The organism is Microvirga sesbaniae (genome assembly GCF_025460805.1).
Taxonomy (GTDB): domain Bacteria; phylum Pseudomonadota; class Alphaproteobacteria; order Rhizobiales; family Beijerinckiaceae; genus Microvirga; species Microvirga sesbaniae.
This window is the reverse complement of record NZ_JAMXFJ010000018.1, coordinates 17566-34092: the sequence shown is the minus strand read 5'-3', so window position 1 is coordinate 34092 and position 16527 is coordinate 17566. Positions and strand designations below refer to the sequence as shown.

Annotated in this window: 9 protein-coding genes; 5 read left to right on the top strand and 4 right to left on the bottom strand. The window is 66.3% G+C overall.

Annotation, left to right across the window (positions count from 1 at the left end):
- Positions 1–246 precede the first annotated feature (246 nt).
- Positions 247–1026, bottom strand: coding sequence for a DsbA family protein (locus OCW50_RS21645; protein WP_262271727.1), 780 nt, complete (start codon positions 1024–1026; stop codon positions 247–249).
- 261 nt (positions 1027–1287) lie between these two features.
- Between OCW50_RS21645 and OCW50_RS21640 the strand changes: the two genes are divergently transcribed.
- Positions 1288–2469 (top strand): pyridoxal phosphate-dependent aminotransferase, encoded by a 1182-nt coding sequence (locus OCW50_RS21640; RefSeq protein WP_262298903.1) that lies wholly within the window; start codon positions 1288–1290, stop codon positions 2467–2469.
- 103 nt (positions 2470–2572) lie between these two features.
- On the opposite strand, the gene OCW50_RS21635 is transcribed toward OCW50_RS21640, so the two are convergent.
- The gene (locus OCW50_RS21635) at positions 2573–5350 is read right to left on the bottom strand and encodes an Rne/Rng family ribonuclease (protein WP_262298902.1); all 2778 of its coding nucleotides are present in this window, start codon (positions 5348–5350) and stop codon (positions 2573–2575) included.
- A gap of 605 nt (positions 5351–5955) precedes the next feature.
- Between OCW50_RS21635 and OCW50_RS21630 the strand changes: the two genes are divergently transcribed.
- From OCW50_RS21630 to prfB, 3 genes are all read left to right on the top strand, one after another.
- On the top strand, positions 5956–7203 hold the full coding sequence (locus OCW50_RS21630) for an N-acetylmuramoyl-L-alanine amidase (RefSeq protein WP_262298901.1): 1248 nt from the start codon (positions 5956–5958) through the stop codon (positions 7201–7203).
- 109 nt (positions 7204–7312) lie between these two features.
- Positions 7313–9760, top strand: a complete 2448-nt coding sequence (locus OCW50_RS21625) for a penicillin-binding protein 1A (protein WP_262298962.1) — start codon at positions 7313–7315, stop codon at positions 9758–9760.
- Positions 9761–9955: 195 nt separating this feature from the next.
- Positions 9956–11084 (top strand): peptide chain release factor 2 gene (gene prfB, locus OCW50_RS21620; protein WP_262271723.1). Its coding sequence is split into 2 segments (ribosomal slippage): positions 9956–10024 and positions 10026–11084, totalling 1128 coding nucleotides; the frame shifts between segments, so codons are not numbered across the junction.
- 103 nt (positions 11085–11187) lie between these two features.
- Here prfB and OCW50_RS21615 read toward each other — a convergent pair.
- Both OCW50_RS21615 and OCW50_RS21610 read right to left on the bottom strand, forming a co-directional pair.
- A complete protein-coding gene (locus tag OCW50_RS21615) occupies positions 11188–12330 on the bottom strand; it encodes a matrixin family metalloprotease (protein WP_262298900.1) in 1143 nt (380 codons plus the stop codon).
- Positions 12331–12404: 74 nt separating this feature from the next.
- Positions 12405–12872 (bottom strand): peroxiredoxin, encoded by a 468-nt coding sequence (locus OCW50_RS21610; protein ID WP_262298899.1) that lies wholly within the window; start codon positions 12870–12872, stop codon positions 12405–12407.
- 158 nt (positions 12873–13030) lie between these two features.
- On the opposite strand from OCW50_RS21610, the gene OCW50_RS21605 reads away from it, so the two are divergent.
- Positions 13031–16501 carry a YhdP family protein gene (locus OCW50_RS21605; protein ID WP_262298898.1) on the top strand — a complete coding sequence of 1157 codons (3471 nt, stop codon included), beginning with the start codon at positions 13031–13033 and terminating at the stop codon, positions 16499–16501.
- Positions 16502–16527 lie beyond the last annotated feature (26 nt).

Sequence of the window (16527 nt, the reverse complement as noted above, 5' to 3'; positions counted from 1 at the left end):
GGGAAAACCAAGGCTTTCCCAAGCTAGGCGCGCATTCCGTAACTGGAGGATGAGCCGCTCGGGGCCGACCGGCCGGCAGAGGAGGCGCTATCCTCCGTCAGGGCCGGGCTTTTCCGGGCCTCCGACGGCCGTTCCGTCACCCTCCACGTCATGGCCGGGCCTGTCCCGGCCATCCCGATCCGGAAAGGCGCGGCGCTTCTCGTCGGGATCAGCGGCACAAGGCCGGTGATGACGTTGGGGGCGAGACTACCCGCAGTTCGCCTTGCCGCACTGGCGGACATTGTCCACGAGCTGCTTCAGGGGCTCCAGGCCGACCGCCCCGGGGATCACCGTCTCGCCGACGATGAAGGCCGGAGTTCCGGTCAGGCTGAGCTTGTCGCCGAGGGCCATGTTCTCCTGGAGCGCGGTGCGAACCTCGGAGCTTTCCACGTCCTTCTGGAGGCGGGCCATGTCGACGCCCATCTCCTTGGCGACCGCCATAGCGCGCTCCCCGTTCACCCGGCCGCGGCTTTCCAGGACCTTGACGTGGTAATCGAACAGCTTCTGACCCTGGAGCTGGTTCTTGACCGCCAGGGCGACCCGGCTGGCCTCGACAGAATCGGGCCCGAGAACCGGGAAATCCTTCAGGACGACGCGCAGCTTCGGGTCGCTCTTCATGAGGGTCTGGACGTCGGACAGGGCCTTCTTGCAGTAGCCGCAATTGTAGTCGAAGAACTCCACCAGGGTGATGTCCCCCGAGGGATTGCCGACGATATAGGAGTGCGAGGCGTTCAGGAGCGACTGCTTGGTCTCCTTCACGGCGCTGGCCTGGGCGACCTGCTGGGCTTCCGCCTGGCGCTTCTCGAGCTCGGCGATGACCTCGGTCAGCACCTCCGGGTTCTTCAGGAGGTAGTCCTTCACGATCTCGCCGATGGCCTGCTTCTGCTGCTCGTTGAAGGCCGGGCCCTGCGCCATCGCGGCGGGAGCGATCGCCAGAGCGCCGAGCAGGGCTGCGGTCCGGCCGATGGTGAGAAGCGAAAAGCGCATATGCGGTCCTTTGCGGGAGTCGTCGATGCCTCTGAGACTAGCAACGGTTCGAGGCGGAGTTGAGACTCGGTGTTCACCCGCGAGTTAGCGGCTTCGGCCCTGTGACGTCAAATCACGGGTTCGTATTGCCGAGCCTCGGTGCCTCCCCGTGATCACCTCGCTTGCGCCGGCCATCACGGGACAGAGCGCCCGAGACATGGAAGAACCGTCTATGGAAGAACCGTCTTGAGACCGCCCGTCCGACGGGATACGAGCCTTCCCATGACCAAATCACCCGCCGATCTCCACTCGCCCCTCATCGCGCGCCGCATGGACCGCGTCGCCTCCTTTCTGGCCATGGACGTGCTGAGCGCGGCCGCCGCCAAGGAGCGCCGCGGGGACAGCGTGATCCACATGGAGGTGGGACAGCCGTCCGCGCCTGCGCCCCGCGCGGCCAGGGAGGCGGCCAAGGCCGCCCTCGATCTCGGCCGGATCGGCTACACGGAGGCGCTGGGCATCGCGGCCCTGCGGGAGCGGATCGCCCGCCATTACCGCGACGCCTACGGGGTGAGCGTCGCGCCCGAGCGCGTCGTGGTGACCACCGGCTCCTCGGCCGGGTTCGTGCTGGCGTTCCTGAGCCTGTTCGATCCGGGCCAGCGCGTGGCGATCACGGCGCCGGGTTATCCGGCCTATCGCAACATCCTGGAGGCGCTGGGCATCGAGCCGGTGACGATCCCGCTCGCCAAGGCGGACGGCTGGATCATGACCGCCGAAGCGGTCGAGAAGGCCCATGCGGAGAAGCCCCTGCACGGGATCCTGGCCATGAGCCCGGCCAATCCCTCGGGCACCATGATCGGCCGCCGGGCCCTGGCGGGACTGGGCGAGACCTGCCGCCGCCTCGGCCTGTGGTTCGTGTCGGACGAGATCTACCATGGGCTCACTTACGGCGAGGCCGCCTCGGCGGCGCTCGCGTCCGACGACGATGCGGTGGTGATCAACTCGTTCTCGAAATACTATTGCATGACCGGCTGGCGCATCGGCTGGATCGTGGTGCCCGACCGTCTGGTGCGCCCGATCGAGCGTCTGGCCCAGAACCTCTACATCTCGCCCCCCTACCTGTCCCAGGTGGCGGCGCTCGCCGCCTTCGACGCGGCGGAGGAACTCGAGGCCGTGAAGGCCGGCTACGCCCGCAACCGGGCCTATCTGCTCGAGGAGCTGCCCAAGGTCGGCATCACGGAGATGCACCCGGTGGACGGTGCCTTCTACATCTACGCCGACATCGCCCGCTTCACCAACGATTCCATCGGCTTCTCCAGGCGCATGCTGGAGGAGGCGGGCGTCGCCGCCACCCCGGGCCTCGACTTCGACCCCATCGAGGGTTCCCACTACCTGCGGTTCTCGTTCGCAGGCTCGGAGACCGACTGCCGCGAAACCGTGGCCCGGCTGAGGGGCTGGCTGCGGTAGCGTCACCAGCGAGCCGTTTCGAGGAGATGATCGGCCGAACCCGGAATGGCGGCGCGAGGTGAAACGAAAATGCCCGGCTCGCGCCGGGCATTTCTTGTGAACCTTACGATCCGCTGAGGACCGATTTGGCCTTGGACCACCAGCCGGCGCGCTTGGGCCGGTTGGGATCTTCCGGGGTCAGGACGACCGCGACCGGCTCCGGTTCGGGAGCGACCGGGGCGGGCGGCGGAACCGGAGCCTCGGCCACGGGATGGGGCGCGGCGACGATCGGTTCGCTCTCGGTGACAGGACGGGGCTCTTCCGCCGGCGCCGCGGTGCCGGTCTCGGCAGGGGCGGCTTGCTCGGCGGTTTCCCGAGAAGGCTCCTCGGCAGCCGGTGCGGCCTGCGCCTCGTCGGCGGCCACGAAGCCCTCCTCCATGGCGAACTCGACCGTTTCGTCCCGGCCGCGTCCCCGGCCGCCGCGACGGCCCCGGCGACGGCGGCGCCCGCCGCGGGTATCGTCGTCGGCCTCGCCGGCTTCGTTGGCCTCGCCCGCCTCGACCGGAGCCGCTCCGTCGCCGGAGGCCTCGACCTCGGTCTCCTCCTCGTCGGATTCGTCCTCGGTCTCGCCGGCGTCCTCGGTCTGGGATTCGCCCGCGAAGGTCCCCCGGTCGCGGCCGCGACGGCGGCGCCGACGGCGGCGGCGGCGACCGCCGCCTTCGCCTTCCTCGCCGCGCTCGTCCGTGCCCTGCGCTTCCTCGACGCTCTCGTCGTCGGCCTCGACCTCCACCTCGACCTCCTCGACGGGCTCATCGATGGCGATGGCGTCGATCTGGATGCCGGTGGCGGCCGCCTTGTGCTCCAGCTTGAGCGCGGGTTCGCCGCGTTCGATGGCATAGGTGGTCGTGCCGTGGAGGCTGTCGTCCGCCACGATCGAGATCGCGACGCCGAAGCGGGTCTCCAGGTCGCGCAGGTGGATGCGCTTCTGGTTCAGGATGTAGAACGCCGCCTCCATCCGGGTGCGGACGACGAGGTTGTAGCTGGAATTCTTGATGAGGGTTTCCTCGATCGAACGCAGCACCTGCAGGGCCACCGACGGGGTCGAGCGCACGAAGCCGGTGCCGGCGCAGTGCGGGCAGGGGATCGAGGAGGATTCCAGCACCCCGGTGCGGATGCGCTGGCGCGACATTTCCAGGAGGCCGAAGGGCGAGATGCGTCCGACCTGGATGCGGGCGCGGTCGTTCTTCAGGCACTCGTTGAGCTTCTTCTCGACGGCGCGGTTGTTCCGCTTCTCCTCCATGTCGATGAAGTCGATCACCACGAGGCCCGCGAGGTCGCGCAGCCGGAGCTGGCGGGCGATTTCCTCGGCGGCTTCGAGGTTGGTGCGCAGCGCCGTGTCCTCGATGTTGTGCTCGCGGGTCGAACGGCCCGAGTTCACGTCGATGGACACGAGGGCCTCGGTTGGATTGATCACCAGGTAGCCGCCCGATTTCAGCGTGACCACGTTCGAGAACATGGCGTCGAGCTGGGCCTCGACGCCGAACTTCGCGAAGAGCGGCTGCGGATCGCGATAGGGCTGGACCAGCTTCGAATGGCTCGGCATGAGCATCCGCATGAAGTCCTTGGCCTCGCGATAGCCGTCTTCGCCGGCCACGAGAACGTCGTCGATGTCCTTGTTGTAGAGGTCGCGGATGGCCCGCTTGATGAGGGAGCCTTCCTCATAGACTAGGGAGGGAGCGGCCGACTTGAGGGTCAGCTCGCGCACGCTCTCCCAAAGGCGCATGAGATATTCGTAGTCGCGCTTGATCTCGGGCTTGGTGCGCGAGGCGCCGGCCGTGCGCAGGATGATGCCCATTCCCTCGGGCACCTCCAGCTCCTGGGCGATTTCCTTCAGGCGCTTGCGGTCCGCCGCATTGGTGATCTTGCGGGAGATGCCGCCGCCCCGGCCCGTATTGGGCATGAGAACCGAGTAGCGTCCGGCGAGCGACAGGTAGGTGGTCAGGGCCGCGCCCTTGTTGCCGCGCTCCTCCTTGACGACCTGGACCAGCAGGATCTGGCGGCGCTTGATGACTTCCTGGATCTTGTACTGCTTGCGCGGCGCGCGCCGGCGCTGCGGAAGATCCTCGATGGCGTCGTCGCCGCCGAGCTGCTCGACGATCTCGTGCTCTTCCACGTCCTGATCGTCTTCGTCCTCGTCGTCCTCTTCGCCGTCCTCGTCCCCTTCGGGCTGCCGGGCTTCCGTCGCGGAGGTGTCGTCCTCGTTCGCGGCTTCGGAGCCGCGCGCCGTGTCGTCCTGCTCGGCTCCCTCGGGAGCAACGATCGCGGCCGATCCTTCGACCGCCTGGATCGCATCCTCGGCGGCGCCTTCATCGGGGGTGGCGCCGTCGGTCGAGGCGGCCGGGGATTCGGTCCCACCGGCGGCGGCTGCGCCGTCTGCGCTCAAGGTTTCGCCGTTCTCCGCGTCTTCGCCCGGAGAGAGTGCCGCGATCCCGGACTCCGTGCCGGCCTCGGTCTCGGTGGAGACCACGGTCTCGTCGGACTCGGCACGCCGCTGCGAGGAACGCCGGCGGCGGCGGTTGCTGCGGCGCTCCTCTTCGTGCTCCTCCTCGCGCTGGGCTTCGGCCTCGGCCTCGAGCAGCGCCTGACGGTCGGCGACGGGGATCTGGTAATAATCGGGGTGGATTTCGCTGAATGCGAGGAACCCGTGGCGGTTTCCGCCGTATTCCACGAAGGCCGCCTGGAGCGACGGTTCGACCCGGGTGACCTTGGCGAGATAGATATTCCCGCGCAGCTGCTTCCGGTTAGCGGATTCGAAGTCGAACTCTTCGACCTTCTGGCCGCGCACCACCACGACCCGGGTTTCTTCCGGGTGGGAGGCATCGATGAGCATCTTGTTTGCCATGTTGAACTCTCGACATGGCGATCGAGGGCAGGACCTGAGGCAGGGGCCGCATTGTGGGCGGGTGGGCACGCCGCAGGTGAGGGCGGCGGGCTGAGATTGCGTTCGGAGTGCTGTCGATCGCCATCATGCGCCGCGTTGGGGCGCATACTGGGTTGAATTGGGCCGGCTCGTGGCCGGAAAGGGTGGAGGTCGGGCGTGCGCGGGATGAGACGCGCGATTCGAACGGTGCAGAAACGAAGGTCAGACCTGACTTCGCGTGCGCAACCATTCAACACGGCCCTTTCGTAGATATCGATGAGCCGGAAACCGGCCATCGGCGAGTGGCGACAAGCGTCGCCATTTGGTCCTGTCCGTGAGCCTGTCGAGGGTGACGGGTCTCCTGGAGGATCGGTCAACACAACCGTCTCCTCCGGATCCGCCGTCAGATTCGGCCATGCCGGACGGGATCAAGATCATTACAGAGCGATTGGGGCATTTGGCAAGATCCCGCGTGACTGTGCTATGAACGCAACACTATCTCAGTAAACGTCCGTGCGACGTGAGGTTCCGTTAACCAAAGGCCGACTATCAGTATAGGAAGAACGCGAGAACTCGCAGCAATCACGATGGCCCGTCATCCCCTCATTCGCCTGATCGGCATGTGCCTCATGCTGGCCTGCATGGCCGGAGGAGCTGGCCATGCCCGCGCCGCCGCGGAAGGGGGGAAGGTCGCTTCTCCGGCCATCGCGGCTGCGGTCGCGGTCGAGTCGGACGGCGCGAAGACCCGGTTCAAGGTAACCCTGTCGAAGGCGGTGACCGCCCAGGTCTCCCTGATGGAGCGTCCGGACCGGGTCATCGTCGATCTGCCGGAGGTCGCCTTCCACCTGCCCCAGGAGTCCGGACGCGGCAAGGAAGGGCTGATTGCGTCGTACCGCTACGGTCTCTTTGCTCCGGGTCGCTCCCGGGTGGTGATGGAGCTCACCCAGCCGGCCGTGGTCTCGGGGATGACCACCGCGCCCGATTCCACGGGTGCGGCGACCATCCTGACGATCGAGCTCTCCCGCGCCGAGCGGGAGGAATTCCGCAAGGCGGTGCTCGAGAGCTCTGCCGTGACCAGAGAGGCCTCCGCCGCGCCCGTCGCCCCGGAGACCAAGGATTCGCGGCCTGTCATCGTGATCGATGCCGGTCACGGCGGTATCGATCCGGGGGCGAACGCCTCCTCCGGCAACGTGGTGGAGAAGGACCTCGTGCTGTCCTTCGCCCAGCGGCTGAGGAAGAAGCTCGAGGAGAGCGGACGCTACAAGATCGTCATGACCCGCGATCAGGACGTGTTCGTGTCCCTCGGGGACCGGGTCCGCGCCGCGCGGGCCGCCCAGGCCGACCTGTTCATCTCCGTTCACGCGGATTCGATCTCCGGCGGCCAGGAGGTGAGGGGGCTGACGGTCTATACCGGGTCGGAACGGGCCTCCGATGCCGATTCCGCCCGGCTGGCCGATCGCGAAAACAAGGCGGACGCGGTGGCCGGCGTCGAATCGGGCGAGATGCCGGACGATGTCTCGGACATCCTGATGGAGCTCACCCTGAGGGAGACGCGGGGCTTCTCCCACAGCTTCGCCAGCCGCCTCGTGGGCGAGTTCGACTCGGTGGCGCGCCTCAACAAGAACCCTCACCGGCAGGCCCGCTTCCAGGTGCTGCGGGCGCACGACGTTCCGTCCGTCCTGGTCGAGCTCGGCTACCTGTCGAGCCAGAAGGACCTGGACATGCTGATGTCCGAGGATTGGCGCGCCAAGATGGTCTCCGCCATGTCGGTCGCGGTCGACCGCTTTTTCGCCGCGCGATTCGCCCGCAGGGGCTCTGCCGCAGTTTTACCATAGATAGAGTGTGCATACCCGTAGCGGGGGCGCGATTCATCGGGTAACGAGAATGCGCGTTTCAAGATCTGCTTAAACGGGCGCCACCGGCGCCGTCATGGAACACCTTCGGATGCGCTTCGTCCTACGATTTTTCGGCTTTCTCTTCAGCGTTGGAGCGATCTTCTTCCTGATCGGCGCCGTCGGGCTGGCCTATGGGTTCTGGTTCTATTCGAAGGATCTGCCGGATCACGCCCAGCTCGCCAACTACGAGCCGCCCGTCATGACCCGCATCCATGCGGCGGACGGCAGCCTGATCGCCGAATATGCCCGCGAGCGCCGTCTCTACGTGCCGATCCAGGCTATGCCCAAGGTCGTGATTGGGGCGTTCCTCTCGGCCGAGGACAAGAATTTCTACAAGCATGTGGGCATCGATCCCGAGGGCTTGGTGCGCGCGGTCGTGGTCAATTTGCGGTCCGGCGGGGCCCGGGAGCAGGGCGCGTCCACCATCACCCAGCAGGTCGCCAAGAACTTCCTCGTGGGCAATGAGCGCAGCTACGAGCGCAAGATCCGCGAGGCGCTGATCGCTCTGCGGATGGAATCCACCTTCTCCAAGGACAAGATCCTCGAGCTCTACCTCAACGAGATCTTCCTGGGCACCCTGACCCCCGGGCGCAACCTGCACGGGGTCGCGGCGGCCGCGCTCGACTATTTCGGCAAGTCCATCCACGAGCTGACCATCGCCGAGGCCGCCTATATCGCGGCGCTTCCCAAGGGGCCTAACAACTATCATCCGTTCCGCCAGCGCAAGGCCGCCATCGAGCGCCGGAACTGGGTGATCGAGCGCATGGCCGCCAACGGGTACATCTCGAAGGAGGCCGCCGACGAGGCCCAGAAGGAACCGCTCAACGTCAAGCCGCGGGTGGTCTCCCCGAACAGCATCGCTTCGGGCTACTTCGCCGAGGGCGTGCGCCGCGACATCGCCGAGCGCTATGGCGAGGAGACCCTCTACGAGGGCGGCCTGCTGATCCGGTCCACCCTCGATCCCAAGATGCAGGCCATGGCCCGCAAGGCCCTGGTCGACGGTCTCGTGCGCTTCGACGAGGCGCGCGGATGGCGCGGCGCGCATCAGAAGATCGATCTCGCGGGCCGCGAGTGGGGTCTGGCGCTGGCCGAGGTGCCGGCCCTGGGCGACGTTCAGCCCTGGCGCCTCGCCGTCGTGCTGGAGGTGGCTGGAGGCCGGGCCAAGATCGGCCTCCAGCCCAAGCGCGAGTCCTCCGGTCAGGTCGGCAAGGACCGCGAGACCGGCCTCGTGACGGCCGATGGCGCCAAATGGACCCGCCGGCCCGTCGAGCGGGCCGTCTCGGTGGGCGACGTGGTCTATGTGGAGCCGCTCTCCGACAAGCCGGGCCAGTTCCGCCTGCGCCAGATCCCCGAGATCTCGGGCGCCATCGTGGCCATGGATCCCAACACGGGCCGCGTCCACGCCATGGTGGGCGGCTTCTCCTACGACCAGAGCGAGTTCAACCGGGCCATTCAGGCCATGCGCCAGCCGGGCTCCTCGTTCAAGCCGATCGTTTATGCGACGGCCCTCGACAACGGCTACACGCCCTCGAACCAGATCATGGATTCGCCCTTCGTGCTCGATATGGGGCCCGGGCAGGCGGCCTGGGCGCCCTCGAACTACGACGGGAAGTCGGGCGGTCTGCGCACGCTGCGCTATGGCGTCGAGCATTCCAAGAACCTCATGACGGTGCGCCTCGCCAACGAGGTCGGCATGCCGGCCATCTCGGAATATGCCCGTCGCTTCGGGGTCTATGACGATCTGCTGCCGCTGCTCTCCATGTCGCTCGGCGCCGGCGAGACCACGGTCATGCGCATGACGTCGGCCTATTCCATGTTCGCCAATGGCGGCCGCCGCATCAAGCCGACCCTGATCGACCAGATCCAGGATCGCAACGGCCGGACCATCTACCGCCACGACGACCGCAAATGCACCAGCTGCGATGCGGACAAGTGGGACGGCGGCGCGGCGCCCAAGCTGACCGACACCCGGGAGCAGGTCCTCGACCCGCTGACCGCCTACCAGATCACCTCGATCCTCGAAGGCGTGGTCCAGCGCGGCACGGCCCAGACGGTCAAGGCGGTCGGCAAGCCGCTCGCCGGCAAGACGGGCACCACCAATGACGCCAAGGACGTGTGGTTCGTCGGCTTCTCGCCCGACCTCGCCGTCGGCGTGTTCCTCGGCTATGACCAGCCCAAATCCCTCGGCAATGCGGCGACGGCGGGCCAGTACGCCGCCCCGGTCTTCCGCGACTTCATGCAGCTGGCGCTCAAGGACAAGCCGGCGACGCCGTTCCGCGTTCCTCCCGGCATCAAGCTGATCCGCGTCAACGCCGCCACCGGCACCCGCGCGGGCGGCGAGGGCGGCGGGACGATCCTCGAGGCCTTCAAGCCCGGCCAGTCGCCGCCGGAATACGTGCCGCCGGAGCCTGACGAGGTTCCGCAGGCCGAATATGCGCCGGCGCCTCCTCCGGGAGCGCCCAGGCAGGCGGGCGCGGGCCCCAGCGGATTGTACTGAGCCGTTGTACTGAGCCGTTGCACTGAGCCGCCTGGCCACCATATGGAAGCGGCCCTCCACCGAGCGAGAACGGATTGCTCCCGGCCGGTTCTCCGGTCGCGGAGCAATCCCTTGCCGTGTGGGGAAGTTCCTTTGACACCCGGCGGCGCTCCCCTTAAGACGCCCCTATCAGAAGAGACGGACAGCGAAGAGAAGATGCGCGCCGAAATCCAACATCTCGTAGAAGAGACCAAGCAGTCAGTCGGGCTGCTGAGGAGGCATCTTTGACTGGGATACTGCCCAGCGACGCCTCGCGGAACTGAACGCCCAGGCCGAGGACCCCAACCTCTGGAACGATGCGGACGCCGCGCAGAAGATCATGCGCGAGCGCACGTCCCTCGAGGACCAGATCGCGGCCGTGAAGCGCCTCGAGCAGGAGCTCGAGGATGCCATCACGCTGATCGAGCTCGGCGAGGCCGAGGAGGACGAAGCCACGATCCGGGAAGGCGAGGAGACCATCCGCAACCTCCAGGCGGAGGCGGCCCGCCGCCAGGTCGAGACCCTGCTCTCGGGCGAGGCCGATGCGAATGACACGTATGTGGAAGTCCATTCCGGCGCCGGCGGCACGGAAAGCCAGGACTGGGCCAACATGCTCCAGCGCATGTATGCCCGCTGGGCCGAGCGCCGGAAGTACAAGGTCGAGCTCCTCGAGATCACCGACGGCGAAGAGGCCGGCATCAAGAGCGCCACGCTCCTGATCAAGGGCCACAACGCCTATGGCTGGCTCAAGACCGAATCCGGCGTGCACCGCCTCGTGCGCATCTCGCCCTACGATTCGAACGCCCGCCGCCACACGAGCTTCGCGTCCGTGTGGGTCTATCCGGTGGTGGACGACCGCATCAACATCGAGATCAAGGAATCCGACTGCCGGATCGACACGTTCCGCTCCTCGGGCGCCGGCGGCCAGCACGTGAACACCACGGACTCGGCGGTGCGCATCACGCACATCCCGAGCGGCATCGTCGTGGCCTGCCAGCAGGAGCGCTCCCAGCACAAGAACCGGGCGACGGCCTGGAACATGCTGCGCGCGCGTCTCTACGAGGCCGAGCTGAAGAAGCGCGAGGAGAAGGCCAACGCGGAGGCCGCGGCCAAGACGGATATCGGCTGGGGCCACCAGATCCGATCCTACGTGCTGCAGCCCTACCAGATGGTGAAGGACCTGCGCACGGGCACCCAGTCGACGAGCCCGCAGGACGTGCTCGACGGCGACCTCGATCCCTTCATGGAGGCCTCGCTCGCCCAGCGCGTCTATGGCGGCGACGCGGAGGTCGAGGATATCGATTAGGCACCTGTGACCGGCGAGCCGGCGCTCTTGCGGGCGCTCTTGCCGCCGCTCTTGCCAGATCATGGCAGAGCGACTCGCCTCTAGGCGCGAAACCGGTTTCCGTTCAGACGACGTAAAAGTCCGATGCGCTCAGGTGCATTGCCGAATCGTGCCAGTTCCTCGTGAACCGCGCGAAAAGGACCTTTTCTGCAGCGCCCGATCCATCCGGATCGAAGTAGAGTTGGTTGCTCTCATCGTCCAAGACGATGTAGCCCCTGGCGTCCGGAGTGTAGTATTCGGAGAAATTCTGCGGACTGAGTTGCCCGAGCGGGAGTGTCGTGAAGACGGCCGAGGACAGATAGATCGAATCGTCCTCTTCGAGTTCGATGATCTTGTCGACATTCCCGATGTGGTCGAGGAGGGAATCGAAAACGAACACGTCTTCGCCGTCACCGCCATACAGAGTATCATTCCCTGTCCCACCGTTGAGAGTGTCGGCACCGTCGTGGCCGAGCAGGCGGTCGTTGCCGCCGCGCCCCTGAATGACGTCCTTGACGCCTGTCCCGTGAACCCTGTCCCCGATGTCCTTGCCGATCTGGGTCAGTGTTTCCGTACGCTTGTTCCACGACCACGCCGCAACATGTTTTGCATCGGCTTTGGACGACCCGTAGATTTCCCTGATGGCGAGCTTGTCCAACGGGCCCAGCTTGGTCGGATAAACCGTGCTGTCGCCGTTGTCGTAGCTCATGACGGTGTTCTTCGAATGGTCGTCCGCGTCGCTGAGCTTTTTTCTGTTGAACGGAGACGTGTGGAACGGGTGCTTCAGCCCAAGGGCGTGGCCGATCTCGTGGAGGAGAACATAGGTCTGGTAGGACGTGTTCTTCAGATCTTCCTTGTACTGCGTATTGAAATGCACCCCGCCGGCATCGAAAGCGCGTTCCAGAACTGCACCTGGATCGACGTCATCGACATTGTAGAGTTCGGGAAATCCGGCATACGCGACCACGGTGCTGTCGAAATAGGAGGTATACCATCCGAACGTTATCTCCGCATTGCCGCTCTTCGTCTCGAGGAAGCGAATGCCGCAAGCGTCACCCCACTGCTTGAGGGCATAGCGGGCTAGCTTCTGATCGGTGGCATTGAAGCGCTTCTCGCCCCAGTCCGGCACGAACGAGTAGGTGAGGAAGATCGGACACCTCTGCGGGACGAGGGTTGGCTCAGAGTTCCAGTTGTATCCACCCAGAATGGCTTTGTAGTCCGGCATCATGCAACGCTGCCCCTCACCCCGAAATGAAACAATAGAACATCAAAGATCTCGCCACGCAACAAGGGAAGGGGCTGTCAGCGCAAGGCTTTCGCTTCGGCCAGCACCTCTTGCGCATGGCCCGCCACCTTCACCTTGTTCCAGACCTGGGCGACGTTGCCCGCACGGTCGATCAGGACGGTCGTGCGCTCCACGCCCATGTATCGGCGCCCGTACATGCTCTTCTCGACCCAGACCCCATAGGCTTCCAGCATGGTTTTGGCCTCGTCCGACGCGAGCGGGAAGGCGAGGCCGTACTTGGCACGGAACCGGTCGTGGCTCTTCAGGGAGTCCGGCGAGACGCCGACGATCTCCGTATCGGCGGCGGCGAAATCCGCCTTGAGGGCCTGAAAGGCCTGAGCCTCCAGGGTGCAGCCGCTGGTATCGTCCTTGGGGTAGAAGTAGAGAACGACCTTGCGGCCCTTCAGGCTCTCCAGGCTGATCTGTCGACCATCTGTCGCAGGCAGGGAGAAGGCCGGCGCTCGAGATCCGATGATAAGAGACATGGGTCGCCTTCCTTTTGGCGGAATGTACTGTTTGGAAACCTCTGGTGTGCACGACTGACAGGGACAGTCGCGGGAGGCACCTGAGACGGTTAAGGTCTTTACTCTGATTCCCTGACAAGCGCCCGAGCGCAAGAACCGGATTGCCCTACGTCACAAGAATGAAGCTGCCATTCCGCCCTACGTTGTCCCGGCGAGACCCGGTCAAACGGAGCCTTTTCAAGCGCGTTCTTCGTGGCACTCTCTATGTGAAGCTCGGCCTTGTCGTCTTCGTGGCGGTTGCCATGGGTCTGCTTTACCTGCGTCTCTCCGCGGCTCCCATGAGCTTCGGGAGCCTGCCGGAACGGGTCGCGGGGGCCCTGGCGGCCCGCATTGGGCCAGGCTGGGACGTAACGCTACGGAATACTGCCATCGAGCTTCATGACGGCTCGCCGGCCCTGAGGGCGAACGGCCTCGATATTCGGGCGCCCGGCGGCGACCTCGTGCTGCGGGCGCCTTATGCGATCTTCAGCGTCGACCTCATGTCTCTGCTGACCGCCAACCTTCAGCCCAGGGCCATCGAGGTGCGGGACCTGCAGTTGCGCGTCCTGGTCAACCGGGACGGCTCGCTCGCCTTCTCGCCCGTGCAGGCCGGCGAGGTCGAGGCGGGTCCGCCGCCGGTCCCGTCGGAGCCGTCCAAGGAAGCGGCGGCCTCCCTGGCCCGCGATTCCGATGGACCGTCCCCCGTCTCGGGTGTGGTCGGCTCGCTGCTCGACCTCATCGTCGGCCCGGGCAGCGTCCTCAACGCGCTCGGCCAGGCCGAGCTGACCAATGCCCGCCTCGTCTTCGTCGACGCGGACGGCCGCGAACGGGCGCGGTTCCAGCGCGTGGACGCGGCTTTCGACCGGACTGCGGGCGGCGGACGGCGGTTCGCCGCGACCGTCGAAGGCGATCAGGGACCCTGGCAACTCGACGGCGACGCCGTCGTGGAGGGCGATGGCGCCTACCGGGCCGGGGTGGTCGCCAAGGAAGTGCCGATCAAGGACATCGTGCTGCTCGCCGGCGCCTCCGAACTGCCGGCGACCACGGATCTCGAATTCTCCGGCCGTTTCGACATTGCCTATGCGCAGGGGCGCATCACCGAGTTGAGGACAAGGCTCGAGAGCAATGCCGGCACGTTCCAGATCGAAGACAAGGACACCTCGCCCTTCCCGGTGGAACGCGCGACCATCGCGGCTCAATGGAACGAGGCCGAGAAGGCGCTCGACCTGCAGGAACTCTCCCTGAAGGGCGGCGACACGAAGCTGCTCCTGCAGGGGCGTTTCGCGACACCTGTCTCGGGCAAGCCCTGGCGCCTGTCGCTCGGCGGTCGCGATCTCGTCTGGTCCGGTGCGGCGGCCGGAGACCGGCCCCTCCAGGTTGGCGAGTTCTCCGCCGATCTCTCCGGGCCGGACGGGGTCCGGATCAACAGCCTGACGCTGAAGGGACCGGAGCTCTCGGCTCGGATCAGCGGCCTTATCGGGGCCACGGCGGATCCGAAGGGGCTCCATCTGGATGTGCGGGCCGAGAAGACGAACATCCGTTCGGCTCTTCGCATCTGGCCCGAGGCCGTTGCGCCTCCGGTCCGCCGGTTCCTCGTGTCCAACCTGAAGGCGGGCCGGCTGGACGCCATCGATCTCAAGGTCGCGATGACCGGGGCCGATATCGAGAAGGCGGTCACGGGCGGCCCGACGCCGGACGATTCCCTGAAGATCGACTTCACGATCTCCGATGGCGTTCTTCAGGTGGCGGACGGCCTGCCGCCGATCTCGGGCATGAACGTCACCGGCCATGTGACGGGCCGCAAGGTCGCCGTCCGTGCATCCTCCGGGCTCGTCCAGATGGCGGGCAACCATGCGCTGGATGCCTCCGACGGCGCGTTCATCCTGGACGATTACTGGGACGATCAGGGGCTGGCCCGCATCGATTTCCGCCTGACGGGCGGTGCCGACGGGCTCGGAGCGCTGCTGCTGGAGCCTCAGATCAAGGAAATCGCCGGGTTCAACATCGATCCCGCCACCATGAAGGGCAGGACGGACCTGCGGGTCGGGATCGGCCTTCTCGTCAGCCATATCCCGGCCTTCGCCGACCTGCCGCTGAAGGTCACGGGACTCGTCAGCGACTTCGCCGTCGACAAGTTCTTCGGCAAGGATCGTCTCGAAGGCGCCAATCTGACGATCGCCTACGACCGGGGCGACCTCGTCGTCAAAGGCGACGGCAAGCTGGCCGGAAGCGCGGCCGTGATCGATCTGCAGAAGAACCGGCAGGGCGGCCAGGCGAGCGTGGCGTTCTCCCTCGACGAGGCGGCACGCGGCAGGCGAGGGCTGTCCTTCGGCTCCCAGCTGACCGGAACGGTCGGGCTCAAGGCAAGCCTCCCTCTCGGGGCTTCGGCTCCATCGACCATCCTGGTCGAAGCCGATCTTGCAAAGGCCGCCGTGGATCAGCTGATCCCCGGTTGGGTGAAGCCGGCCGGACGGCCCGGAAAGCTGACGTTCACCTTCGTCGAAGGACCGACCGACGAGATCAGGGATCTGCAGCTCGACAGCGGCACCGTCCAGCTGAAGGGCAATGCGACGCTCTCGGCCGAAGGAAGCCTGGAGAAGGCCGAGCTTTCGACCTTCAAGCTCTCGCCCGGCGATGACATGCGCGCGCAGATCGAACGCTCCGGCAATGTCTACAAGGTCGCGATCCGCGGCAATGTGGGCGATGCCCGCCCGTTCCTGAAGGGTGGCGCGGCGGGCTCCGCCACCCCGGGCCCGTCGGGGCGGAACGGGGCCGGGCAGAAGGACAGCAAGGACTTCGACCTCGACCTGAACCTCAACATCCTGACCGGCTACAACGAGGAGGCGATCACCAACGCGGTGATCAAGGCATCGGTGCGCAAGGACAACCTGCGCCAGCTCGACATGAAGGGACGCCTCGGCGCGACCGACATCATCGGACGGACCCTGCCGGATCCCGGCGGCCCGGTGGTGATCCTCCAGGCGCAGGATGCGGGTTCGCTTCTGCGCTTCACCGACGTCTACCGGCGCATGTCCGGCGGCGACCTCATCCTCCAGCTCGCCACGGGCGACGGTCCGCAGGCCGGCCATGTGATCCTGCACTCGTTCGCTCTGGTCAACGAGCCCGCCCTTCGCCGGATCATTCCCACTCAGACTCAGATCATCGCCGGTCAGGATCGGGCCGGCAACCCGCAGAACGTCCGGGTGGATGTGAACGAGGTGCAGTTCACCAAGGCCCGACTCGAATTCACCCGCAATGCCGGCCGGCTCGACTTCAAGGATGCCGCGATCTGGGGCAACCAGATCGGATTCACCCTGGGTGGCTTCATCGATTACGCCCGCGACCGGCTCGACATCGCCGGTACCTTCGTGCCGGCGTACGGCCTCAACAACGTGTTCGCCCAGGTCCCGCTCTTCGGGCCGCTCTTGGGCGGCGGCCAGAACGAGGGGCTGTTCGCGGTCAATTTCCGCCTCAACGGCCAGGCCAGCGCTCCGTCCCTGACGGTCAACCCTCTGTCGGCCGTCGCGCCGGGCTTCCTGCGCAAGCTCTTCGGCGTGGGGGCGAATGTGGAACCGCAGACAGGGTCCCTGCCGACGGTTCCGGAACGCTGATCGTCGCGGCGTTCGGCGGAACACTC

What these genes read in the sequence shown, in the direction of transcription:
- OCW50_RS21630 (WP_262298901.1), top strand. Translation starts at nt 5,956, where the DNA reads ATGGCCCGTCATCCCCTCATTCGCCTGATCGGCATGTGCCTCATGCTG.
- OCW50_RS21615 (WP_262298900.1), bottom strand. Translation starts at nt 12,330, where the DNA reads ATGATGCCGGACTACAAAGCCATTCTGGGTGGATACAACTGGAACTCT.
- OCW50_RS21640 (WP_262298903.1), top strand. Translation starts at nt 1,288, where the DNA reads ATGACCAAATCACCCGCCGATCTCCACTCGCCCCTCATCGCGCGCCGC.
- OCW50_RS21645 (WP_262271727.1), bottom strand. Translation starts at nt 1,026, where the DNA reads ATGCGCTTTTCGCTTCTCACCATCGGCCGGACCGCAGCCCTGCTCGGC.
- OCW50_RS21635 (WP_262298902.1), bottom strand. Translation starts at nt 5,350, where the DNA reads ATGGCAAACAAGATGCTCATCGATGCCTCCCACCCGGAAGAAACCCGG.
- OCW50_RS21625 (WP_262298962.1), top strand. Translation starts at nt 7,313, where the DNA reads ATGCGCTTCGTCCTACGATTTTTCGGCTTTCTCTTCAGCGTTGGAGCG.
- OCW50_RS21610 (WP_262298899.1), bottom strand. Translation starts at nt 12,872, where the DNA reads ATGTCTCTTATCATCGGATCTCGAGCGCCGGCCTTCTCCCTGCCTGCG.
- OCW50_RS21605 (WP_262298898.1), top strand. Translation starts at nt 13,031, where the DNA reads ATGAAGCTGCCATTCCGCCCTACGTTGTCCCGGCGAGACCCGGTCAAA.